General features: G+C 71.4%; 22 protein-coding genes. 6 read left to right on the top strand and 16 right to left on the bottom strand.

Annotated elements, in window-relative coordinates:
• Window positions 1–35 precede the first annotated feature (35 nt).
• Window positions 36–1,472, top strand: coding sequence for a PucR family transcriptional regulator (locus tag ACFWGP_RS02815; RefSeq protein WP_376930083.1), 1,437 nt, complete (start codon window positions 36–38; stop codon window positions 1,470–1,472).
• 90 nt (window positions 1,473–1,562) lie between these two features.
• Complete coding sequence (locus ACFWGP_RS02810; RefSeq protein ID WP_376930082.1) at window positions 1,563–2,273, top strand: type 1 glutamine amidotransferase domain-containing protein; 711 nt, start codon at window positions 1,563–1,565, stop codon at window positions 2,271–2,273.
• 60 nt (window positions 2,274–2,333) lie between these two features.
• On the opposite strand, the gene ACFWGP_RS02805 is transcribed toward ACFWGP_RS02810, so the two are convergent.
• Window positions 2,334–3,218 carry a LysR family transcriptional regulator gene (locus tag ACFWGP_RS02805; protein ID WP_231429498.1) on the bottom strand — a complete coding sequence of 295 codons (885 nt, stop codon included), beginning with the start codon at window positions 3,216–3,218 and terminating at the stop codon, window positions 2,334–2,336.
• A gap of 78 nt (window positions 3,219–3,296) precedes the next feature.
• Here ACFWGP_RS02805 and ACFWGP_RS02800 point away from each other — a divergent pair, with 78 nt between their 5' ends.
• On the top strand, window positions 3,297–3,737 hold the full coding sequence (locus tag ACFWGP_RS02800) for a nitroreductase family deazaflavin-dependent oxidoreductase (RefSeq protein ID WP_231429497.1): 441 nt from the start codon (window positions 3,297–3,299) through the stop codon (window positions 3,735–3,737).
• 13 nt (window positions 3,738–3,750) lie between these two features.
• On the opposite strand, the gene ACFWGP_RS02795 is transcribed toward ACFWGP_RS02800, so the two are convergent.
• Genes ACFWGP_RS02795 through ACFWGP_RS02785 form a run of 3 tightly spaced genes read right to left on the bottom strand, consistent with a single transcriptional unit; the run spans window position 3,751 to window position 6,821 of the window.
• Window positions 3,751–4,881, bottom strand: coding sequence for an NAD(P)/FAD-dependent oxidoreductase (locus ACFWGP_RS02795; RefSeq protein WP_275507040.1), 1,131 nt, complete (start codon window positions 4,879–4,881; stop codon window positions 3,751–3,753).
• A 19-nt stretch (window positions 4,882–4,900) separates the two neighbouring features.
• Window positions 4,901–5,671, bottom strand: coding sequence for a methyltransferase domain-containing protein (locus tag ACFWGP_RS02790; RefSeq protein ID WP_338029126.1), 771 nt, complete (start codon window positions 5,669–5,671; stop codon window positions 4,901–4,903).
• 7 nt (window positions 5,672–5,678) lie between these two features.
• On the bottom strand, window positions 5,679–6,821 hold the full coding sequence (locus ACFWGP_RS02785; RefSeq protein ID WP_376930081.1) for a type III polyketide synthase: 1,143 nt from the start codon (window positions 6,819–6,821) through the stop codon (window positions 5,679–5,681).
• Between the two features lie 186 nt (window positions 6,822–7,007).
• Here ACFWGP_RS02785 and ACFWGP_RS02780 point away from each other — a divergent pair, with 186 nt between their 5' ends.
• Window positions 7,008–8,618: an MFS transporter gene (locus ACFWGP_RS02780; RefSeq protein ID WP_376930080.1), complete on the top strand. Its 1,611-nt coding sequence runs from the start codon at window positions 7,008–7,010 to the stop codon at window positions 8,616–8,618.
• Between the two features lie 72 nt (window positions 8,619–8,690).
• Here the strand turns inward: ACFWGP_RS02780 and ACFWGP_RS02775 are convergent, their stop codons facing one another.
• Together ACFWGP_RS02775 and ACFWGP_RS02770 are read right to left on the bottom strand one after the other, a co-directional pair.
• On the bottom strand, window positions 8,691–9,044 hold the full coding sequence (locus ACFWGP_RS02775; RefSeq protein ID WP_231429488.1) for an SHOCT domain-containing protein: 354 nt from the start codon (window positions 9,042–9,044) through the stop codon (window positions 8,691–8,693).
• A 2-nt stretch (window positions 9,045–9,046) separates the two neighbouring features.
• A complete protein-coding gene (locus ACFWGP_RS02770) occupies window positions 9,047–9,481 on the bottom strand; it encodes a DUF6325 family protein (RefSeq protein WP_231429486.1) in 435 nt (144 codons plus the stop codon).
• A gap of 225 nt (window positions 9,482–9,706) precedes the next feature.
• Between ACFWGP_RS02770 and ACFWGP_RS02765 the strand changes: the two genes are divergently transcribed.
• On the top strand, window positions 9,707–12,031 hold the full coding sequence (locus tag ACFWGP_RS02765) for an arylsulfatase (RefSeq protein WP_376930079.1): 2,325 nt from the start codon (window positions 9,707–9,709) through the stop codon (window positions 12,029–12,031).
• 72 nt (window positions 12,032–12,103) lie between these two features.
• On the opposite strand, the gene ACFWGP_RS02760 is transcribed toward ACFWGP_RS02765, so the two are convergent.
• The 7 genes from ACFWGP_RS02760 to ACFWGP_RS02730 form a co-directional block, all read right to left on the bottom strand.
• Complete coding sequence (locus tag ACFWGP_RS02760) at window positions 12,104–13,303, bottom strand: AI-2E family transporter (RefSeq protein WP_376930078.1); 1,200 nt, start codon at window positions 13,301–13,303, stop codon at window positions 12,104–12,106.
• A 37-nt stretch (window positions 13,304–13,340) separates the two neighbouring features.
• A complete protein-coding gene (locus ACFWGP_RS02755) occupies window positions 13,341–14,525 on the bottom strand; it encodes an AI-2E family transporter (protein ID WP_275507044.1) in 1,185 nt (394 codons plus the stop codon).
• The gene (locus tag ACFWGP_RS02750; RefSeq protein ID WP_231429478.1) at window positions 14,526–15,197 is read right to left on the bottom strand and encodes a GAP family protein; all 672 of its coding nucleotides are present in this window, start codon (window positions 15,195–15,197) and stop codon (window positions 14,526–14,528) included.
• 29 nt (window positions 15,198–15,226) lie between these two features.
• Window positions 15,227–16,168, bottom strand: a complete 942-nt coding sequence (locus tag ACFWGP_RS02745) for a DUF1214 domain-containing protein (RefSeq protein ID WP_231429476.1) — start codon at window positions 16,166–16,168, stop codon at window positions 15,227–15,229.
• Window positions 16,169–16,170: 2 nt separating this feature from the next.
• Entirely contained in the window at window positions 16,171–17,841 is a 1,671-nt protein-coding gene (locus ACFWGP_RS02740; protein WP_275507046.1) for a SulP family inorganic anion transporter, read from the bottom strand.
• Complete coding sequence (locus ACFWGP_RS02735) at window positions 17,838–19,112, bottom strand: ion channel protein (protein WP_231429472.1); 1,275 nt, start codon at window positions 19,110–19,112, stop codon at window positions 17,838–17,840. The genes ACFWGP_RS02740 and ACFWGP_RS02735 overlap by 4 nt, the downstream gene beginning before the upstream one ends.
• Before the next feature lie 86 nt (window positions 19,113–19,198).
• Window positions 19,199–20,002, bottom strand: coding sequence for a mechanosensitive ion channel domain-containing protein (locus tag ACFWGP_RS02730; protein ID WP_376930077.1), 804 nt, complete (start codon window positions 20,000–20,002; stop codon window positions 19,199–19,201).
• A 253-nt stretch (window positions 20,003–20,255) separates the two neighbouring features.
• Between ACFWGP_RS02730 and ACFWGP_RS02725 the strand changes: the two genes are divergently transcribed.
• Complete coding sequence (locus ACFWGP_RS02725; protein WP_231429468.1) at window positions 20,256–20,648, top strand: SHOCT domain-containing protein; 393 nt, start codon at window positions 20,256–20,258, stop codon at window positions 20,646–20,648.
• A gap of 83 nt (window positions 20,649–20,731) precedes the next feature.
• On the opposite strand, the gene ACFWGP_RS02720 is transcribed toward ACFWGP_RS02725, so the two are convergent.
• The 3 genes from ACFWGP_RS02720 to clpS form a co-directional block, all read right to left on the bottom strand.
• On the bottom strand, window positions 20,732–21,868 hold the full coding sequence (locus ACFWGP_RS02720; RefSeq protein ID WP_376930076.1) for a DUF998 domain-containing protein: 1,137 nt from the start codon (window positions 21,866–21,868) through the stop codon (window positions 20,732–20,734).
• A 102-nt stretch (window positions 21,869–21,970) separates the two neighbouring features.
• Window positions 21,971–22,504, bottom strand: a complete 534-nt coding sequence (locus ACFWGP_RS02715; RefSeq protein ID WP_376930075.1) for a DUF2017 family protein — start codon at window positions 22,502–22,504, stop codon at window positions 21,971–21,973.
• Window positions 22,501–22,782 (bottom strand): ATP-dependent Clp protease adapter ClpS, encoded by a 282-nt coding sequence (clpS, locus tag ACFWGP_RS02710; protein ID WP_374201158.1) that lies wholly within the window; start codon window positions 22,780–22,782, stop codon window positions 22,501–22,503. Before clpS ends, ACFWGP_RS02715 begins: the two co-directional genes overlap by 4 nt.
• Between the last annotated feature and the right edge of the window lie 35 nt (window positions 22,783–22,817).

Raw genomic sequence — 22,817 nt, 5'->3', positions numbered from 1 at the left:
AGCGTGAGCTGATCGACATTTCGTACAATCGAGTCGTGGCGCGCCGACTCGACTCCATCGCAGCGCACGTCGGCGCCGAACTCGTGGCCGGGCGTCTCGACGGGTCGGTGCCCGTCGACTCCGCGGTGCCGCTCGCCGACTTCGCCGTCGTGGGCCATCCGGCCTTCGCCACCCTCGTCGTCGGCCGGCCGGGCGAGCTCGCCGCCGCAATCGGTGCGGGCGACGACCGGGCCGCCGAGCTCGCGGCCGCCGTGCTCGTGACGACCGGCGACACCGCAGAGCTGCGCGCAGCCGTCGTGAACGCCGATGCGACGGCGATCGTCGGCGCGACGACGCCGCCCGACGCCCTGCTCCCGACGCTCGTCGCGCTGCTGGCCACCGACCAGTCGGCCGAGGACCGGCTCGTGACGACTGGCACGAAGGTGCTCACGCAGGTCGCCCGCCGGGGCGGAGCGAAGGCCGTGATCGCCGAGCTCGCGCATCGCATCGACGGCTGGGCGGTGCTCGTCGACGTGCACGGCCAAGTGATCACCACCGCGGGCGCCGGCGGGCTGCACGTGCAGGATGCGATCGCGGTCGCGTTCAATCGGCCGGTGCGGGTGCGCCATCCAGGACTGCAGGTGCACCCGGTCGGGCCCGGCGAGGACCTCACCGCCCACCTCGTCATCGCCTCGCGCGAAGGCTCGACGAGCCGGAGCCGCGACCTCGCGTCGCAGGTCGCCGCCCTGCTCGACCTCGTGCTGCGCACCCACGACCACACGGGCACCGAACGCCTCGGCCGTGCGGTCATGGTCGACACCCTGCTCGCGGGCGGTGCGGAGGCATCCGCGCTGCTCGGGCGGTGGGGGGTGCGCGAACGCAGCCTGACGGCGTTCGCCCTCTCGAGCCGCTCGAAGGCCGTCGACCTCGAACGGCTCGTGACGCGGTGGCTCGACGAACTCGGCGCCGTGCACGTCGTGACCGAGGCGCACGAGCGCGTGCTGGGATTCCTGCGCGACGACCACGTCGACGCGTTCGCCCGCCGCGTCGACGAGTTCGCACTCGACGGCCGCGCCGTGCTGCGCCTCGGCCTGGGCTCGTCGGCTCCCGGCGACGGCCTCGCCCGCAGCGCGGGCGAGGCACGGCAGGCGCACGAGGCCGCCGTCGCCGATGCCCGCACGGTCGTTCGGTACCGGTCCCTGCCCACCGTGGCGTACATCCTCGAACGACTCGACGGCGACGGGACGGCGCGCATCGGCGAACTGCTCGACGGCCTGCGCGACGACGGCGGCGCACACGGCGAGCTGCTGCAGACCCTGCGCGTGTACCTCGCCGAGCACGGCGCCCTCGGCACGACGGCCGCCACCCTCGGCGTGCACCGGCAAACGCTCGCCTCCAGGCTGGCCCGCATCGAGGAACGGTCGGGGCTGTCGCTGTCGAGCCCCGACGATCGCGCCGCCGCGTGGCTCGCCCTGCGGGCGCTCGAGCGCTGAGCCAGCGCGCCCGGCGATGCCCGCCATCGGAATTCCGATGCCGGCGGGGGATGCCTCGGAGGGAGACTCGTCGGCGTCGAAAGGAACCCCATGACCAGCATCCTCATGATCGTCACCGCCGCCGACGCGATCGAGCTCGCCGACGGCAGCACCCACCCGACCGGATTCTGGGCGGAGGAACTCGTCGTCGCCCACCGCGCGCTCACCGCGGCGGGAGCCGAGGTCACGCTCGCGACGCCCGGTGGCGCCCCGGCGCCCGTCGACCCCGGTTCGCTGTCGCCGGAGATCGTGGGCGACGCCGCCAAGGTCGAGGAGTTCCGGGGCTACCTCGAGTCGATCGCCGCGGAGCTCGCCGCACCGGCGGCGATCGGCGACCTCGACGCCGCCGCCTACGACGCGCTCGTGCTGCCGGGCGGCCACGGTCCGATGGTCGACCTCGCGCACGACCCCGCCGTCGGCGCCGCCCTCGTCGCGGCCGACCGCGCCGGCGTGCTCATCGCGCCGTTCTGCCACGGTCCGGCGGCCCTGCTCAGCGCGACGCTCGCCGACGGCGGGTTCGCCTTCGCCGGCCGGGCCCTCACCGTGTTCACCGACGAGGAGGAACGCACCGGCGGGCTCGGTGCGGGTACCCCGTGGTTCGTCGCATCGGCGCTGGCCGAGCGCGGCGCGCACGTCGAAGGCGGTGCCGCCTGGTCGAGTCACGTCGTGCGCGACGGCAACCTGATCACGGGGCAGAACCCCCAGTCGAGCGAGGCGGTCGCCGGCGCCCTGCTCGAGGCCCTCGGCGAGCGCGCGGCCTGAACCCGTCGGCGCCGGTGCCCACCGGCGTCCCGAAGCCCGAAACCCGAACGCATCGGAGGTTCAGCCGGCCGAGATCTCGCGGAGCGCGGCCGCGATCGACCGCAGCGGCTCGCGCCGCTCGAGCTCTCCCGCGCGCGTCACGACGTAGAGCGTGTTGAGCGGGGCGAACTCGGGCTCGTGCAGCACCACGAGCTCGCCCTCGGCGAGCTCGTGGGCGACGAGGTAGGTCGGGAGCACCGACATCCCGGCGCCGGCGACGAGGGCGGCTCGGATCGCCCGGAGGTCGGGCAGCACGGCGCGCACGCGGAGCTCGTCGGGCCGGTGACCGAACACCGACCGCCAGTACCGGCGCACGATCGGCAACTCCTCGCCGTACGCGAGCACCGGGATCTCGGCGAGCGCCGCCTCGGCGAGCAGTCCGGCCGGGCGGAACGCCGGCGCCGCGACGAGCACGAACTCCTCGTCGACGAGCGGGGCCGCGCTGAGGCCGCGCTGCGCCGGGCGCACCGAGCTCACGACGAGGTCGAGGCGACCCGCGCGCAGTTCGTCGAGCAGCGGTTCCGCGAGTCCGAACCGCATCCGGACGCGCACGGACGAGGCGTCGGCGAGCCGGTCGATGTTCGGCGCGACGACTTCGCCGAGGAACTCGGCCGCGCCGCCGAGGTCGATCGTCACCGCATCGCCGGCGACGGCGGGTGCCAGCACGTCGTCGAGCGCATCGAGGTGTCCGGCGATGCGGCGGCCGAGCGCCACCGCCCGCGGCGTCGGCACGACCCCGCCGTGCGTCCGCTCGAACAGGGCGGTGCCGAGTCGTTGCTCGAGCGCCTGCACGTGTGCGCTCGCGGTGGCCTGGGAGAGGCCGAGCAGGCGGGCGCCCTCGCTCACCGACCCCGCCCGCAGCACGGTGAGGAAGGTGCGCAGATGCTCGAGATCGTGAGCCGCCATCGCGGCGATTCTGCCACAGGGAAGAACTCGGGCCCCGGCTCGGTTGTCGAGAGGAGATCGAACACGAAGGAGACCTCCATGCCGCTCGAGGGCGAGTACGCACCCAGCACCTCCGATTGGGCCCGCAAGCAGGCCGAGAAGTTCGAGGCGTCCGACGGCGCCGCAGCGAACACGCTGCGCGGTCGGCCGATCATCGTGCTCACGACCCGCGGTGCGAAGAGCGGCAAGCTCCGCAAGACCGCGCTCATGCGCGTCGAGCACGCCGGGGAGTACGCGGTCGTCGCCTCGAAGGGCGGCTCGCCCGAGCAGCCCCAGTGGTACTGGAACCTCAAGGCGCACCCCGAGGTCGAACTGCAGGACGGCGATCGGAAGCACGACTACGTCGCGCGCGAGGTCGAGGGCGCCGAGCGCGACGAGTGGTGGGCGCGCGCGAACGAGACCTGGCCCGACTACGCGAACTACCAGACGAAGACCGACCGGCTGATCCCGGTCTTCGTGCTCACCCGAGTCGTGCTCTGACGCCGGCGCGCGGTCACAGCCCGCGCATCGTGAACACCTGCGCGAGCAGTCCCCGCATCGGCGGCACCCCCAGCAGCCGCACCGCGCTGTTGCGCATGACGAGCCGGATGCCTCGTGCCGGAGCTCCCATCGCCATGTTGAAGCGCGCGCGGCGGCACGCCCGCCTGGCCGCGCGGCGACGACGACGACCGTAACCGGCGAACGGGTGCTCGATCGGGGCGCCCCGCCGTTCGGCGGCGGCCGCCTCGCCGATGGCGTCGCCGAGCGCGAGCGCGTCGAGGAACCCGAGCGTCATGCCCTGCCCGCCGATCGGGCTCACCTCGTGCGCTGCGTCGCCCGCGAGTGCGACCCGGCCGCGGTCGAACCGGCCGGCGAGGTGCTGCCTCGCCTCGAAGGTGCTCGGCTCGACGGCCCGGTCGTCGAGTCGCACGCCCACGCGCTCGTGCACGATCGCCGCGAAGCGCGACGGGGCGACCGGGTCGCCGCGATCGGTCGCGCGTCCGAGGTGGGCGACCCACCGGCGGCCGCCGGGCAGCGGCAACGCCTCGACCACGCCTCCCGGCTCGAAGAACAGCCGCGCCACCTCATCGCCCGGCCCGGCCACGTCGGCCATCGCGTACACGGCCCGGCCGGGTCGGCGCCGCCAGGCGATGCCGAGGCCCGCTCTCGTGGAGCTGCGCACGCCGTCGGCGACCACCGCCCATCGCGCCGCGATCTCCGCGCCGTCGGCGAGCTGCGCGACCACGCCGTCTGCGCCCGGCACGAGTCGCACGACCTCGTAGCCGCGGCGCATCGCCCCGGGCGCGAGCTCGCCGAGGCGCCGTTCCAGCGCCGCCTCGACGACGTGCTGGGGCACCGAGAGCACCGCAGAGGCTCCGGCGAAGCGCATGCGGCCGAGCCGTCGCCCGAGGCATCCGACCTCCCCCGCGGTGATGCGCGCACCCTGCCGCTCGAGTCCGGCGGCCACGCCGACCTCGGCGAGCGCCAGGACACCCGGCGCGTGGACGCCGATCGCCTTCGGCCGCGTCGAGCGTTCGAGGCGCCGTTCGACCACGACCACATCGAGCCCGCGCGACGCCGCGAGGCAGGCGGTCATGAGGCCGACCGCGCCGCCGCCGACCACCACGACGTCGACCTCGCCCATCCGTTCGCCTCCGGCTCGATCAGTGACGCGGGCGGCCCGCCGCATCCGCCTGCCAGATCACCTCGAGCCGGGACGGCGCGGCGCGGCGCACCCGCCAGCCCGGCGGCAGCGCCGCGGCGAGCTCGGCCGCGGTGTGGCTGCGACGGATGGACGCCAGCCCGTCGACGCGGATGTACGAGTCGCGCAGCAGGTTCGCCGCGAACGGCAGCGTGCCGGCGGCGAAGGCCGCGTACGCGAGCCGGCTGCGCTCGATGTCGCCGTGCACGACGGTTCCGCCGAGCTCGGCGAGACGCTCGGAGTCGGCGAGCAACGAGCCGAACTCCCGCCCGTCGAGGTGGTGCAGCATGTGGTTCGACACGACGAGGTCGAAGTGACGGTCGGCCTCGGCGAGCTCGCCCGTCGTGACGCCCAGCAGTTCGAGCCCCGGCGCGGGGTCGGCGTCGGCGGCCGCCCTGGCCGCGGCGAGCGCGCGGGGGTCGGGGTCGATCGCGGTGATCTCGAGCCGCATGCCCTCGGCCGACGCCTGCCGGAGCCACCGGCGCGGGAGGTCGGCGGCGCCCGTGCCGACGTCGAGGAGCCGGGTCGTCCAGACCGGTGAGAGACGGGGCCGGATCCAGTTGCGGTAGACCGAGCCGCCGCCGGAGACCACCCGGTTCACGAGCCGGAACTGCTCGAAGGTGCGGGCGAGCATCTCGGGGTCGCACCCGGGGTCGTCCATCAGCTCGCGGGCCGACTCGTCTCGCGAGCCGAGCGACCGCCAGAGCCCGCCGTCCTTCCGCACGGTCAGCACCGCTCCCTCATGCCTGCAGCACCGTCATGAGCGCCGACTCGACCGTGAGTCCCGGACCGAACGCCATCGCCGCGACCCGGTCGCCGCCGGCGGCGTCGCCGTCGAGGATGCGGCGCATCACGAACAGCACGGTCGCGCTCGACATGTTGCCGAAGTCGCGCAGCGTGTCGCGCGCCGGCACGAGCTGCGCCTCGCTCAGCACGAGCCTCGCCTCGACCTTGTCGAGGATGCTGCGACCGCCCGGGTGGATGGCCCAGTGCTCGACCGCCTGCCCCGAGGCATCCGTCTCGAGCGCCTCGGCGAGCGCCGCGTCGTGGGCGAAGAGCGGTTCGAGCGCCCCCGTGATGTGCTCGTCGATGATCGCGGGAATCGCGTTCGAGAGCACCATCTCGAAGCCGTGGTCGCCGATCTTCCAGGCCATGTCGCCCTCACCCGTCGGGGTGATGCGGGTCGCGAAGCGGTCGAGCGCGAATGCCCGCTCACCGGGCTCGGGTTCGCGGGCGGTGACGATGGCGGCCCCCGCGCCGTCGGCGAAGAGCGAGGACGCCACGATCGTGTCGGGGTCGTTCGACGATCGCAGGTGCAGCGTGCAGAGCTCGACCGAGACGACGAGCACGACGGCCGAGGCATCCGCCTCGCAGAGCTGGGCGGCGAGCCGGAGGGCCGGGATCGCGGCGTAGCACCCCATGAACCCGAGGTGGTAGCGCTCGACGCCCGCGTCGAGGCCGAGCTCGCGCGCGATCATGAAATCGGGCCCGGGCGCGTAGAAGCCCGTGCAGCTCACCGTGATGACGTGGGTCACGTCGGCGGCCTCCACGCCGGGCGTCGCGTCGATCGCGGCGCGACCCGCGGCGACGTAGAGGCCGGTCGCGTACTCGGCGTAGAGCTCGTTGCGCGCCTTCGTGCCGGGGAAGAGCAGCTCGCCCGACGCGATGTCGAAGAACACGGGTTCGTCGGGGTGCGCGTCGCGACTGAGTTCGCTCAGCACCGTGTGCCGTGTCTCGATGCCAGAGACGTCGAAGCTCGTCGTGATGATGCGCTGCGCGAGCCGGTTCAGCCCGGGCTGCGCGGCGAACACGTCGCGCACCTCGGGCTGCACGAGCACGGTCGGCGGGACGGCGGTGGAGAGTCCTCGCAGTGCGACGGTCATGCCCCATCGTAGGGTCGTCGAGGGAGCGGACGGCAAGGGGTGGTCCCGATCCCGCGCCGCCGCCCCGTCCGCCGCGCGTCATCGTCCCGTCCCCGCAATACGGGTCTATCCGCGCGCCGGCCGCCCGCCATATCATGCAGTCACGATCGCAGCGGTCGGTTCGACGGCGCACGGAGCGGGGATGCGATGGACACGGAACCGGCGGCGAAGCAGGCCTCGCGCGCGGTGATCCCGCTCGCGATCGCACAGTTCATCATGGTGCTCGACAGCTCGGTGATGAGCGTCTCGATCAGCCAGCTCGTCGAGGAGTTCGACACCACCGTGTCGACGATCCAGCTCGCGATCACGCTCTACGCCCTCGTGATGGCCGCGCTCATGCTCACGGGCGGCAAGATCGGCGACCTCTTCGGCCGGCTCAGGATCTTCCGCATCGGGCTCGTGATCTACGCGGTCGGCTCGCTCATGACGGCGATCGCACCGACCGTCGAGGTGCTCATCGTCGGCTGGTCGTTCATCGAGGGCGCCGGCGCGGCCCTCGTGCTGCCCGCCCTGGCCGCACTCGTCGCCGGCAGCTACGAAGGGCCGGCCCGGGCGCGCGCATACGGCATCATCGGCGGGGTCGCGGGCGCGGGCGTCGCGATCGGCCCGCTCCTCGGCGGCTGGCTCACCACCGAGTACTCCTGGCGCTGGGTCTTCGCCGGCGAGGTCGTCTTCGTCGTGTTCGTGCTCGCGGTGAGCCGGTGGATCACCGACGACCACGTTCGCGAGCGATTCCGCCTCGACCTCGTCGGCGCGCTCCTCTCGGCGCTCGGGCTCGCGCTCGTGGTCATCGGCGTCCTCCAGAGCGGCACCTGGGGCTGGCTCCAGCCGCTCCAGTCGCCGATCACCCCGTTCGGCTTCGCACTCACCCCGTTCGTGATCGGCACCGGGCTCCTGGTGCTCTGGGGCTTCTTCGCGTGGGAGCGCAGGGTCGCCGCTCGCGGACGCGTGCCCCTGCTCGACGTGCGCAACCTCCGCATCCCCGCACTGCGCTCGGGGCTGGCGAGCCTGCTCGCGCAGAACCTCGTGCTGCTCGGCATCTTCTTCGCGGTGCCGCTCTACCTCCAGGTCACCCAGGGCATGGACGCGTTCCAGACGGGCATCCGGCTGCTGCCGACGTCGATCGCGATGCTCGCCGCCGCCGCGATCGGCGCACGCCTGGGCGGGGCGCTCGGCGCCCGCGCGCTCGTCCGGACGGGACTCGTCACGATCGTGCTCGCCTGCCTCGTGATCATCGCGACGATCGAGCCGGTGCTCGCGACGACGCCCTTCGCCATCGGCATGGCGCTCGTCGGTCTCGGCGCAGGCCTGCTCGCGTCGCAGCTCGGCAACGTCGTGCAGTCGTCGGTGCCGTCGGAGGCCCGCAGCGAGGCCGGCGGCCTGCAGTACACCGCGCAGAACCTCGGCTCATCGCTCGGCACCGCGCTCATCGGGTCGTTGATGGTCGGGGCGCTCGCGTCGTCGGTGCTCGGGCTCATCGCCGCCGATCCCGACCTCGAGTCGGCCGTGCGCGACCAGGCGACCGTCCAGGTGTCGCAGGGCCTCGAGTACGTCACCCCGGCGGAGGCGGAGGCGGCGCTCCTCGAGGCGGGCTACCCGGCCGAACAGGTCGACGACCTCGTCGAGCACTACGCGGCGTCGCAGCTCTGGGGCGTGAAGGTCGGCATGCTCGCGTGCGCGGTGGCGGCGCTCGCCGCCCTCCCCGCGACCCGCCGACTGCCCGGCCGCCGCGACACGGCGGCGCTGACGTCCGCCTGAATCGGCGGCGAACGCGACGGATGCCGCGGGCCACAGGGCCCGCGGCATCCGCGTCGTTCGCGCTCGAGGCGCTCAGGCGAGCAGCTTCGCCTTCGCGGCGGCGAACTCGTCGGCCGAGAGGATGCCCTGCTGCTGCAGGGCGGCGAGCTTCTGCAGCTCGGCGACGACGTCGACGCCGCCGGCCGGGGCCGCGGGTGCCGCAGCCGCCTGCTGGGCGGCGGCCTGTTGCGCGGCCTGCTCGGCGTAGGCCTGCTGCTGCGCGGCCGCCTGCTGCTGCTCGTAGGCCTGCGCCTCGTACTTCTGCTCGGCGCGCTCGTTCTGACGACGCGCCACGTTGCCGGAGACCGCGGTCGCGGTGCCCGCGACGACCGCCGTGCGCGCGGCCATGCCGATGAGGCCGGGACGACCCATTCGACGCAGAGGCATGATCAGTTCTCCTCACCGCTCGCCTGAGCGAGCAACTCGTTGACGACCGGCGCGGGAATGCGCTCGGTCGACAGCACCACGCCGCCGCCCTGGGCGAAGCGCGATGCGAGCTTCTTGGCCCAGACGAGCTCGAAGGCGGCCAGCGCCGCCGAGGTGCCCGGAGGGATGAGCTCGGCGAAGTCGTCGACGTCCTCCGCACCGACGAGGCCCGACTGCTCGAGCTCGAGCACGCCGAAGCCGTACGACTCGCCTTCGTCTTCGATTTCGACGATGCGCACCGAACCGTCGGGCTCGCGCGAGACGATCACGAGGTCGAGCAGGCGGATCTCGCCGCCCTCGACCAGCTCCTCGAGGGCCTCCACCGTGCCGGCGTCCAGCCGGTCCCCCTCGAATCCAACCAGGTACAGCTCCACCGGGCCGTACTCGAACTCCGCCATGATTCCCCTTGGGTTCGAAGATGCGCCGCCGGCGGTCACCGGCGACATCCGAAGACTAACCCCGACGCCCACGAGCCGCCACAACGCGCGCTGCGCTCAAGGCGAACGGGGCGGCCCCCGTTCGGGCCACACGGAACGCGATGGTCCTTCCCTGCCGTGCGCGCGCCGAGTAGCGTCGACCGAAGGGCGGACCGCCCGTGCAGTCGACGAGGGGATGCACTCCACATGTCCAAGGAATTCAAGGGGACGATCAAGCTCGACGTCCGCGACTCGGTGGCCGACTGGTCGCCGTACGAGCTGCCGAAGGCGCCCGAGGGGTCGCCCAACATCCTGGTCATCCTGTACGACGACACGGGCATGGCCTCGTGGTCGCCATACGGCGGCCGCATCAACATGCCGACGCTCGACCGGCTCGCGAAGAACGGGCTCACCTACACGCAGTGGCACACGACCGCGCTCTGCTCGCCGACGCGGTCGACCTTCCTCACCGGGCGCAACCACCACGCCAACGGCATGGGCGTGATCATGGAGGGCACGAACGGCTTCCCGGGCCTGTCCGGTCGCATCCCCGAGGAGTGCGCGACCATCGGCCAGGTGCTGCAGCAGAACGGCTACTCGACGTTCTGGGTCGGCAAGAACCACAACGTCCCGGAAGAGGACATCTCGGCCGGCGGCAGCAAGGCGCAGTGGCCGCTCGCGATGGGCTTCGACCGCTTCTACGGGTTCCTCGGCGGCGAGACGAACAACTGGTACCCCGACCTCGTCGAGGACAACCGGTTCGTCGAGCAGCCCTACTCGCCCGAAGACGGCTACCACCTCTCGAAGGACCTGGCCGACCAGACGATCCGCATGATCCGGGACCAGAACGCCTCGAACCCCTCGAAGCCCTGGTTCACCTGGTTCTGCCCGGGTGCCAACCATGCGCCGCACCACGCGCCGCAGGAGTACATCGACAAGTACAAGGGACTGTTCGACGACGGCTACGACGCCTATCGCACATGGGTGCTCGAGCGCATGATCGAGCGCGGCATCCTGCCGGAGGGCACCGAGCTCACACCCTTCAACCCCCTGCCCGAGGACCAGGCGAACCCCGCCGACTACGTCAAGCCGTGGGAGTCGCTCTCCGCCGACGAGCAGCGCCTGTTCAGCCGCATGGCCGAGGTGTTCGCGGGCTTCAGCGAGTACACCGACGTGCAGACCGGCCGCATCATCGACTACCTCGAGGCATCCGGCCAGCTCGAGAACACGCTCATCTTCTACTGCGCCGACAACGGCGCGTCGGGCGAGGGTTCGCCCGACGGTTCGGTCAACGAGAACAAGTTCTTCAACGGGTTCCCCGACGACCTCGCCGAGAACCTCTCGAAGATCGACGTGCTCGGCGGGCCCGAGACGTACAACCACTACCCGACCGGGTGGGCCGCGGCGTTCTCGGCGCCCTTCCAGATGTTCAAGCGCTACGCCCAGTTCTCGGGCGGCACGTGCGACCCGATGGTGATCCACTGGCCGGCCGGCATCAAGGCCAAGGGCGAGATCCGCCACCAGTACCACCACTCGACCGACATCGTCGCGACCATCCTCGACGTCATCGGCATCGAGTTCCCCGAGGTGTTCCGCGGGGTCGAGCAGCGACCGCTCGACGGGGTCTCGATGAAGTACAGCTTCGACGCCGAACCCGATGGGCCGACCGAGAAGCACGTGCAGTACTACACCATGATCGGCACGCGCGGCATCTGGAAGGACGGCTGGAAGGCGGCGAGCATCCACGCGCCGCTCACCGGGCACGGGCGCTTCGACGAGGACCGCTGGGAGCTCTACCACGTCGACGAGGACCGCTCGGAGGCGAAGGACCTCGCCGCCGAGCACCCCGAGAAGCTGAAGGAGCTCGTCGACCTCTGGTTCGAGGAGGCCGAGCGCAACCACGTGCTGCCGCTCGACGACCGGTCGGCGCGCGAGCAGCTCACGATCGAGCGGCCCCAGTCCGAGCCGCCGCGCTCGCGCTACGTCTATTACCCCGACACCGGCGCCGTGCCCGAGTCGGTCGCGGTCAACGTGCGCGGCCGTTCGTTCAAGATCATCGCCGACGTCGAGGTCGACACGGGAACGCAGGGCGTGCTCTTCGCGCACGGTTCGCGCTTCGGCGGCCACTCGCTGTTCATCAAGGACGGCAAGCTCAACTACGTGTACAACTTCCTCGGCATCCCGCCCGAGCAGGCGTTCACGTCGGAGGCGCTGACCCCCGGCAAGCACGCCCTCGGCATGGAGTTCGTCCGCGAGAGCGCCGGCGAGCACGGCGAGTCGATCGGCACCTGCAAGCTCTACGTCGACGACCAGGTCGTCGCCGAGGGGCCGATGCGGGCGCAGGTCGGCAAGTTCACGCTGTGCGGCGACGGCCTCTGCATCGGCTACGACAGCGGCGACGCGGTGAGCAGCCAGTACACCGACTCCTTCCCGTTCACGGGCGGCACGCTGCTCGGGGTCGCCATCGACGTCAGCGAGGAGCAGTACCTCGACCTCGAGCTCGAGGCCCTCGCGGCGTTCGCGCGCGAGTAGCCGACCTCATCACCGAACACGGATGCCTCGGCGAGCAGCTGCTCGCCGAGGCATCCGTTCGTTCGGGGCCCGTCAGCGGGACGTGCCCGCGCTTCCGCCGTCGTCGTCGGGCGAGGGATCGCCCTCGGATCGAGCGGCCGCGTGCTCGTGCCGCTTCTCCTCGCGACGCTGCATGCGGGCGACCTTCGCCTCCGCGTCGATCTCGTCCATCTCGCGCTTCACGTCGTCGACCTCGCCGAGCGCCGGCAGCACCCAGCCGACCGACGGGTTCGAGTCGACGAGCAGCATGCGGACCAGGAGCGTGAGCGGAACGGCGAGGATCGCGCCCATCGGGCCGAGCACGACGGCCCACACGAGCACCGAGACGAACGTGAGCGACTGGCTGAGCGAGACCGCGTTGCCGACGACCTTCGGCTGGATGATCGACTGGATCACCGCGTTGATGAGGCCGTAGACGACGATCACCGCGACGACGGTCGGCCAGCCGCCGACGAGTGCGCCGAACACGAGCGGCGGCACGATCGCGATGAAGTAGCCGATGTTCGGGATGAAGCTGCACAGGAAGGAGAGCATGCCCCAGAGGGCCGCGCCCGGGATGCCCATGATCGCGAGCGCGAGCCAGTTCACGAGGCCCTGCGCGACGCCGAGCCCCGTCGTCGCGACCATGTACCGGCGGACGCCGCTGGCGAATCGCACGAGCCCCGTCGCGAGCTCGGGCCGCTTGCGGCCGATGCCCGCGACGACCGTCGGCACGTACGACGAGTCGAACGTGATGAGGATGAGCATCGTCAGCAGGATCACCGCGAACGAGATGAACCCCAGCGCCCCGCCGAGCAGGCTGCTGACGAGCCCGCTCAGCGCGCCGACGATCTTGCCCGGATCGAACGAGCTCATGAGGGCGTTGATCTGCTCCTGGCCGACGCCGAGGCTCGAGAGCCACTTCGACGCCGCCGTCGCCCACGACTCGAACTCGGGGGCGTACTCGGGCAGCAGCGTCGCGAACTGCGCGAACGAGATGACGAGCGCGAAGACGAAGCCGCCGAGCAGGAGGACGACGGTGAGCAGCACCAGGAGCGTCGCGATGCCCCGCGGAACGCCGCGCCGCTCGAGCCCGCGCCGCACGGGGTGCACGCAGATCACGAGCACGAGCGCGAGGAACACCGCCGAGAACACCGACCCGATCGCGGCGATGCCGAACAGGGTGATCACGAGGCCCGCGAACCCGAGCAGCATGAACGCGTTGCGGTGCGGCACCGGTGTCCCGGCGGTCATTGCGCCCTCGGCGTGCGCCGGATCGGTCTCCGCTGACTCATGCTTCTTGTTCCACCACATCGGATTCCTCCTGGCCTCGGGTACTACTCTCGGGCTCCGCCGCCCGCAGGTCATCATGCACGTCGCGTGAACCCGACGCCCGCAGCGAGTCCTCGCCCTCGCCGGTGAGGCGGCGCAGCGCGACGGCGCCGCGATCGGGCTCGAGCAGCAGGGCCCGCACGAGCAGCGACAGCGGCACCGAGAGGATCGCCCCGATCGGCCCGATGACGAACGCCCAGAACACGACCGAGAAGAAGGTCAGCGTGAGGCTCAGGCCGACCGCGTCGCTCACGAACTTCGGCTGCACGAGCACCTGCAGCACGACGTTGATGACGCAGTAGATCGCGATGACGGCGAGCATGAGCGGCCAGCCGCCGACGACGAGCGCGAGGATGGCGGGCGGGATGAGCCCGATGACGAACCCGATGTTCGGGATGAAGTTCGTGACGAACGCGAGGATCGCCCACACGGCCGGGATCGGCACGCCGACGGCCCACAGCAGCAGGCCGTCGAGCACGGCGACGATCGCACCGAACGTCGCGTTCACGACGTAGTAGCGCCGAACCCCCGTGAAGTAGCGGGTCGCGATGCGATCGGCGGTCGCGTTGCCGAACATCCACGCGGATGCCGCAGCCGACGCCGCACGGAAGCGCGCACCGTCGACGGCCATGAAGATCACGTATGCGAGCACGAAGAAGAACGCCGTCGCGAAGCCGAGCACCTGGTCGGCGACCCCGAGGGCGGCCTTGCCGATCGCGCCCGGGTCGAGCCATCCGAGTGCCGTCTGCGCCGACGGCGCGGAGAAGCCGAGGCCCTGCAGCCAGTCGGCCACGCCGCCGGCCGTGGCCTGCAGGTCGTCCGCGAGCTCGGGCAGCATCGCGACGAACTGGCCGACCGCGTAGACGAGCAGCACCGCGAGCACCGCGAGGATGAGGTACGCGACGACGATCACGGCCGTCGAGGCGAGCCAGACCGGCCACCCCGCACGTTCGAGCGGGCGCCGGACCGGGTACGCGATGATCACGACGACCGCGGCGAGCGCGGCGGGAGCGAGCAGGTCGCGGGCGAACCAGACGCCGACGAAGAGGACGACGGCCGCGGCGAGCGCGATGAGCACGCGGGAGCCGCGCCCGAACGCCCGCCCCGAGCCGTCCGTCGATGAGGTCGCGCCGTGCCCCGTCACTCAGAAGCTCCCGATTCCCTTGCCGATCATGACGACGCCGATCACGAGCAGCAGCACCGCCATGACGGCCGCGTTGTTGTGCACCAGCCACTTCCGCAGCGACTCGAGGGGGCCCGCCATCTGCTTCGACGCGAGCAGGTAGCCGATCACCGGGATCGCGACCGAGCACGCCGCGATGAGCACGAAGACGACGATCGCGATCGCCTGCTCGCCACCCGAGAGCCCGGCCGAACCGATCGCGACGCCCGCGCCGACGCCCATGATGAGGTTCTTCGGGTTGACCGCCGAGAGCAGGAAGCCGAGGCCGAGGCCCTTGCCGAACGTCATCTGGTCGATGGCCGACATCCACTTCGGCATCGCGGGCTCCTCGCCCGGCTTCGGCCGCGAGCGCCACTGCTTGACGGCGAGCAGCAGCAGGAGCGCACCGAGCAGCAGCTTGATGACGCCGGAGATCGGCTTCGAGTCGTCCGCGTCGGATTCGGGGATGACCGACGCGAGCAGCGTGAACGCGACGACCGCGACGACGATGCCGAGCACCCAGCCGATGAGGAAGCCGACGCTCGTGCCCTTCGCCTTCGGCGACAGGAGCATGAGGATCGCCGCGATGATCGGGATCGGGCTGATCGCGATTCCGACGGCGAGGGGGAGGATGTCTCCGATGACGCTGCCCATGGTGGTTGCTCCTGTCGTTCGTTGATCGATCAGACGGCGACGATCTCGGGAACCCGCCAGTTCGCGAGGTCGTCGAGTCGGGGACGGTAGAGCCGCACGAGGAGGTTCCAGCCCTCGGGCAGCGGGATGCGGTTCGGAGTCTCGTCGCCCCAGTCGCCGAGGTGGATCGTGGTCGTGCCGTCGTCGTTCTTCACCGCGAAGACGGAGTTGACGTTGGTGAGCCCGCTCGGCCCCGGCTCGAAGTAGCCGGCGCCGTTGTAGACGCTGAGCGACCAGAATGCGTCGGCGGGCACGTCGGCACCGAAGGTCATCGTGTACCGGCCGCGGGGCAGGCCCGGCTCGATGTTGAGGTACTGCGCCTCGTCGTCGGGCAGGCCGCCCCAGCCGAGGGCGGTTCCGACGAGATGGCGCACGGGGTCGACCTCGGAGGCCTTGCCGAAGCAGTGTGAGAGTCCGCCGATCGTCCGACCGAGGACCAGCAGGGCGTCGCGCACCTCGGTGTGCGAGGCCGTGTCGTAGTCGGGGGAGTCGAAGACGCGCTGCCCGGCCGCCTCGATCGTCAGCCCGTCCTGCAGGCGATGCACCTCGGCGAGGTCGGCCTCGCTCGCCGGGTCGAAGAGGATCCGGGCGGCGATCACGACGAGGTCGGTGCCGAACTCGGCGCGCGCGAGCTCGTAGCGCCCTGCCTCGTGGAAGACCCGGTTGATGTAGTGGTCCTGGTTGATCACCATCACCGAGAGGTAGCGGCCGGCGGTCTCGGGAATCGTCAGTGTCGCACCGTCCGCGATGTCGACGATCGCGACCGAGTAGAGCGTGTCGCGGTTCTGCCGGATCACGGGCTGCTGGTCGAGCGGCGAGAGCTCGCGGTCGTGATGGAACACGCCCAGCCCGCCGATGATCGGCAGCATGTTGCGGATCATGGTGTCGGTCTCGGCGCGCGTGAAGTTGTCGACGGTGACGGGTATGGGCATGTTCACTCCTGGTCGGTCGTGACGAGCGCGGCGATCGCGTCGCGGTTGGTCGGGTAGACGGCACGGTCGCCGAGCAGGCCGAGGTCGGCCAGGCGCACCCTGGTGCCGGGGCGCATTCGGCTGAACGTCAGATCGACGTGGTGCTCGTCGAGCCAGGCGAGCAGCGCCTCGAAGCTCTCGGCGCCGGTCACGTCGATGTCGGTCACGGCCTCCATGTCGATCACGACGTGGCGCACCGGTCCGTTGCCGGCCGCCGTCGCGCGGCGGACGGCCTTCTTGACGGCGTCGCTGAACACCGACCCGTTCGCGAAGAAGAGCGGCGCGGCGAGGCGCACGACGATGACGCCCGGCGCCGTGACGTGACCCTTCGGCGCCTCGTCGAGCAGCGAGTCACCGGGCTCGCCGCCCGCCTCGAGCACGTCGATCGCGGGGTTCGCGGCACGCTGGGCGAGATTGATGAGGGCGAGCACGAAGGCGACGAGGATGCCGGGGATCGCGCCGACGAAGAGGGTCGTGAGGAAACACGCCGCCCCGACGCCGAACTCGAACCGGTCGACCTTCCACAGGTCGACGAACTCGCGCACGCCGAGCAGCGGCAGGATCGCGACGCCGACGATCGCACCGATCGCCGGGGAGGGGATGTCGGCGAGCAACGCCGTGCCGAACAGGAGCAGCAACAGGGTGCCGACCGCGAGCACGAGCGAGGGCAGCTGCGTGCGCGAGCCCGCCTGGTCCATGGCCGCGGTGCGGGACGTCGACGAGCCGACGGCGAAGCTGCCCGAGGCTCCTGCGGCGATGTTCCCGAGGCCGAAGGCGAGGAGGTCGCGGTTGGGGTTCGTCGAGTACCCGTGCTTCTCGCCGTACGAACGGGAGACGAGCAGGCCCTCGGCCGTCGTCACGAGCGTCAGCGCCATCGCCGAGGGGATGAGCGCGAACCACATCGTCCAGTCGATGACCGGCCAGGTGAGCGTCGGCGGGCCGGCCGGCACCGCGCCGAGCACGTCGACGCCGGCGTCGTCGAGGTCGAGCACGTAGACGAGGATCGTGCTCACGATGAGCACGACGAGCGCCCACGGCACGGCCCGGAGGAACCGCTTGCCGAGGAGCAGCACCGCGACCGAGCCGACCGAGATCGCGACGGCGACGAGGTTCATCGTCGGCAGGCCCTCGATGAGCGCCGTGGTCTTCTCGATGAACTCTCCGCCCGACGGGATCTTGATGCCGAGCATCTTCGCGATCTGGCTGATGAGGATGTCGAGGGCGAGGCCGCCGACGAAGCCGACGAGGATCGGCTTCGAGAGGAAGTTCGCGAGGAACCCGAGCTTGAAGACGGCGAGCGCGATGAACATGACACCGCAGAGGATCGCCTGCGCGAGCGCGAGGGTCGCGTAGTTCTCGGCGTCGCCTGCGATGGCGAGCCCTCCGATCGAACTCGCGACGAGCGCCGCGGCCGCCGCGTCGGGCGAGGCGACGACCTGCCGACTCGACACGACGAGCGCATAGACGACGGTCGGCACGACGAGCGCGTAGAGACCGGCGGTCGGCGGCAGGCCCGCGATCTGCGCGTAGCCGATGTTGAGGGGGATCGCGATCGCGATGAGCGTGACGCCCGCGACGATCTCGCGGAGGACGTTGTGCCGGTCGAGGCCGACGAGCGGGCGGGCCACGGTCATGAGGCGACCTCTTTCGACGGCTCGGGGGCTTCGTGGGCGATGAACTCGGGCGCCTTCGTCACGACGAGCCACACCGGCAGCACGATCACGCAGAGCAGCGGCAGCACCGTCGTGTCGCCGACGATCGCGGCCCCGAGGAAGATGCCGATCCAGCCGTCGCGAGTGGCGACGAGCGTGATGCCGAGCACCGCGCAGGCGACCGAGAGCGAGATCGGGATGTCGGGCACGAGGTGGTACGCGAGCAGGCCGAGCGCCGTGCCGATGAACACGATGGGGAAGACGCGGCCGCCGCGGAATCCGGCGGCGGCGGCGATCACGAGGGCCACGAGCTTGACGGCGGCGAACAGGGCGAGCTGGCCGATCGAGAAGTCGTCGGGATTCGTGAGCAGTTCACCGGTCTCGTCGAGGCCCTTGAAGAGCGTGACCGGTCCGCCGATGATGCCGAGCACGCCGAGCAGCGCGCCGCCGAGCGTCGTGTAGATGAGGGGGTTCCGCATCGAGTGGAAGAAGCGGTGCAGGATCGGCAGCAGGTAGACGCCGATCAGGCCGACCACCGCAGCGACCACGGCGATGACGGTGCCGCTCAGGAGGTCGATCGCCTCGACGCCGTCCATCGGCTCGAGCGCGAATGCGAGCGACGAGCCGCCGAGCACGTGCATCGTGATGGCGCCCGCGCCGGCCGCGGCGAGCGGCAGGAAGAGCTTGTCCCACAGCGAGCCGCCGCCCCTGACGGCGGCGACCGCTCCGGTGAGCACGAGCGCGGCCGCGACCGGCGTGCCGAACAGCGCGCCGATCGTGGCGGCCATCGCGAGTGTCGCGGCGAGTCGGGTCGGGATCTTGGCGGCGACCTTCGCGAGCAGGGCGATCGTGAGCGCCGTGTTGATGCCGATGATCGGGTTCTCGGGGCCGAGGCTGACCCCGCCGGCGAGGCCGAGCACGACGACGAGCGCGAGCGAGGGCAGGGCCATGAGCTTCGGCGGCGGCGCATCGAGCTCGCCCAGCGCAGAGTCGGGCCCGCCGTGCCCCGGCAGCAGCCAGACGGCGGCCCCGACCGCGGCTCCGGTGAGCGTGAGCACCGTGAAGATCCAGATCGGGGCGTCGGGGCCGATGCCGATCGCGTCGGGCACGCTCTCCCAGATCACGCCGTGCAGCGACTCGGCCGCGAGGTCGAGCAGCCACAGCATGACCGCCGAGCCGATGCCGACCACGATCGTCGGGATCGCCAGGATCGCGAGGTCGCGCACCCTCGGTGCCTGTGGTGTCGCCGACACTCGCTCCCCCTCCTCGTGGACCGCGCGGGCCCTCGCCAGCAATCATGCCGTACGCGTGCCCCGCGGACTCGGCCGGTTCAGCCGTGTCAGAACTCCGTCGGCGCGACGAGCGGCGGGGGCGGCGGTTCGCTCGTCACGACGGCGCCGATCCCCCGTTCGGCGAGCGCGGTTGCGACGGCGTCGACGACGGCAGCCGTCACCGCGACGCCGTTGGCCGGATGATGCCAGAAGCGCACGCGGTACACCTCGCGGTCGGGCCCGATGGTGATCGGGCGCAACTGGATCGTCTCGCGGCGATGCACCCCGTGCGTGCCGCTCACCGCCTCGACGATGAGCTCGCGCGGCGTCCCGCTCGCGGCGGCGCGCACCTCGATCTCGCTGCGCCGGGCCCCGTGGGCCGAGTTGTTCGAGAACGCCTCGGTGAGCAGCTGCGAGTTCGGGAGGTGCACGGTGCGGCCGTCGTAGCTGCGCACGATCACCGACCGGCCGTTCAGCTCGGTGACGACGCCGACGACGTCGCCCACCTCGAGCTCGTCTCCCACCCCGACCGGATGCCTCGTCTGCAGCACCACGCTCGCCGCGAAGTTGTCGGCGATGCCCCGCAGCACGAAGACCAGCACGACCGCGACGACGAGGGCGATCGCGAGGATGGGCTGGACCGAGCCGCCGAGGAAGCTCAGCGCGATGCCGATGCCGATGAGCCACACCGTGTACCCGACGACGCGCTCGGCGAGCAGTCGCACCCCGTCGTCGAGGCTCGGCACACGCGCCATCGCCGCCCGCGCCCCCCTGCGGGAGAGCCGGGCCAGGATCCAGGTGGCCAGCAGGGTCACCACGATGCCGGCGATGCTCCAGCCGTTGATGTCGAGCGTCGACCACCACTCCGCCATGCTCATCCTCCCCCGGCGACGCTACCCGGCGAGCACGCCGAAGTCACTCACCGTCCGTCAGGATTCTTGCGCCCGAGCGCGTCGCGACGCGGAAATCCGCACGATTCCGGGCACGGTCGCGCTATTGTCATCGACAGGATGGTCTTCGGTCAGGGGGAGGCACCGCCTGCACAGGCGATGCCGTTACTGAGACGGGGCTTCCCGGCGTCGCATCCGGCGATGCCTCACCTCGTAATCGAAAGGCACGCAGCACATGAATTTCTGGAACAACTTCTGGGACCTGATCTGGTGGTTCTTCTGGGCGTTCGCGTTCATCGCCTACCTGTTCGCGCTCTTCGCGATCATCGGTGACCTGTTCCGCGACTCGAAGCTGAACGGCTGGGCGAAGGCGTTCTGGATCATCTTCCTGATCTTCGTCCCGTTCCTCACCGCGCTGATCTACCTGATCGCCCGCGGCAAGGGCATGGCCGAGCGCTCGGCGCGCGACGCCGAGGCAGCCCAGCAGGCCGCCGACGCCTACATCCGCCAGACCGCCGGCACCTCGGCGAGCGCGTCCGACGAGATCGCCAAGGCCAAGGCGCTGCTCGACGCCGGCACCATCACCCAGGCCGAGTACGACGCCCTCAAGGCGAAGGCGCTCGCGTAAGCGACAGCGCCCGACGTTCCGTCGAACGGGCCGGATGCCTCGTGGCATCCGGCCCGTTCGCGTCCCGTGTCCGGTCCGTCCGGTCAGGCCCCTGCCGTCGCGGACGCGCCGGCCGCGACATCCGCGTCGCCATCACCGGCGCCCGCCGCGCGCCCGGCGTCGCGCTGACGGATCGCACCGACGTTGCGGAGGAACACGATGATCCAGCTGAAGATGAGCACGGCCGCGACGAGCTCGACCGCGGTGAGGTTGTAGTAGCCGATCGCGAAGAACACGCCGAGCACGACGATCACCGCGACGTACACGTACCCGAGCACGACGAACGCCTTCGGCATCGGCGGAACGAGCCGGGCGAGCGCGAAGACGAGGACCGCGAAGGCGACGGCCATTCCGGTCGCGACCGAGTTGTGCACGATGAAGAAGTCGTCGACGTGGAAGATGCCGACGCAGGCGAGGAAGATGCCGATCACGACGAGCAGCACCCGCACGGTGCGGCGCCGGCGCTGGTCGACCGCGGTCTCGACCGGCAGCGAGGTCGTGCCGTAGCGGGCGATCGTCGTGACGATGACGCCGGCGATGACGAGCGTGAGGTTGAAGGCGAACGCCGAGACGTCGTCGGTCATGCCGAGCGCCGAGAGGTTCTTCTGCCACCACAGCGGGTCGCTCGCACTCAGCATCGAGGCGATGACGCCGACCACGAGGAACACGGCGAGCACGAGCGACAGGAGGCTCGGCGTGAGGTTCGCGCCGCTCAGGAAGCCGACGTAGGCGCTGAGGGCGAGGGCGACGCCCGCGAGGGCGATCGCGGGCAGCGTGAAGACGACGGCGCCGATGAAGCTGCGCTCGAGGATGTTCGCGAGGCCGAGCCAGACGAGCAGGGCGATGACCGCGTTCGCGACGCCGAGCGCGACGATGTCGAACCAGTGCAGGCGGGCGCCCGGCACTTCGAACGGGTCGGTCCCGCGCGCGAGGTCGCGGCGCACGAGCACCCGGGAGACGACGAACGACGCGCCGGCGACGAGGGCGCCGGCGAGCGCCGCGAACTCGCCGAGCGAGCCGTCGCCCGAGATCGCGAGGTCACGGCCCCAGAAGAGCGGCGTCGCGACGACGATTCCGACGACGAACGCGATCGTGCCGATGACGAGCGCGAAGCTCTCGACCGACTCCGCCGACTCGGTCGGGCGGGCGAACACCCGGCGCCACGACGATGCTTCCCTCACTGCGACTCCCTCGCTCGATCGGCGCCCGGCGGGCGCGTCGCTGCCCATCCTGCCGCAGACCGGCGCGCCGACCGTGATGGCGGGGCGGCGCGGTCGGGTCGGTCAGCGGTCGGTCGGGTCGAGCACCTCGAGCATCGAGCCCTGCACGAAGCCGGCCCATTCGTACGCCGCGCGCAGGTAGTCGTCGCGGGTCTCGGACGCCGCGGCCCCGCTCTCTTCGTCGACCGCGGCGAGGTCGCCGGGCTCGTCGTCGGCGTCGTCGCCGGCCGCGCCGACGCGTTCGGCGAGGATGAGGCGGAGGTCGGTGAGGAACGTCAGCCAGCCCCACGCCTCGGACTGGTCGAGCTCGATCTGCACGATGCCGTCGCCCTGGACCGCGGTGGCGTCGCGCACCCGCTGCGCGGCCTGGCGCTTGCCGTCGACGAGGCTCTCGCGCGTGTAGCGGCTGAACTCGGCCGAGGCCTCGGCGTCGTCGGGGTAGGCGCTCGGCAGCAGGCGTCCGAGCGCCGGGTCGCTCGGCTCGCCGAGCAGCAGCACCGAGTCGACTTGGTCGGCGAGCTCGGAGAGCAGCATCGCCTCCTCCGACTCGAGCACGAGCCGGACGCCCTCTCCCCCGCCGAGGCCCGCGACGATCACGTGTCGCCCCTCGCGACCGTGGCCTGCAGCCCGTAGCCGTGCATCGCGTGAACGTGGTGCTCCATCGCCTCGCGGTTGCCGGAGGCGACGACCGCGCGGCCTTCGGTGTGCACGCGCAGCATGAGCCGCTCGGCCTCGTCGCGCGGGTAGCCGAAGTAGCTGCGGAAGACGTAGCTCACGTAGCTCATGAGGTTGACCGGATCGTCCCACACGATGACGCGCCACGGCACCGCGGCGGCGCCCTGCGCGGCCTGGTCGAGGTCGTGTGCTTCGAGGATGTCGGTCACCCCTCCAGCCTGACACGATTTCCGTC

Origin of the sequence: Agromyces sp. NPDC127015 (genome assembly GCF_042725165.1) — a bacterium.
Lineage (GTDB): Bacteria > Actinomycetota > Actinomycetes > Actinomycetales > Microbacteriaceae > Agromyces > Agromyces chromiiresistens.
This window is presented reverse-complemented; position numbering and strand designations above follow the sequence as displayed.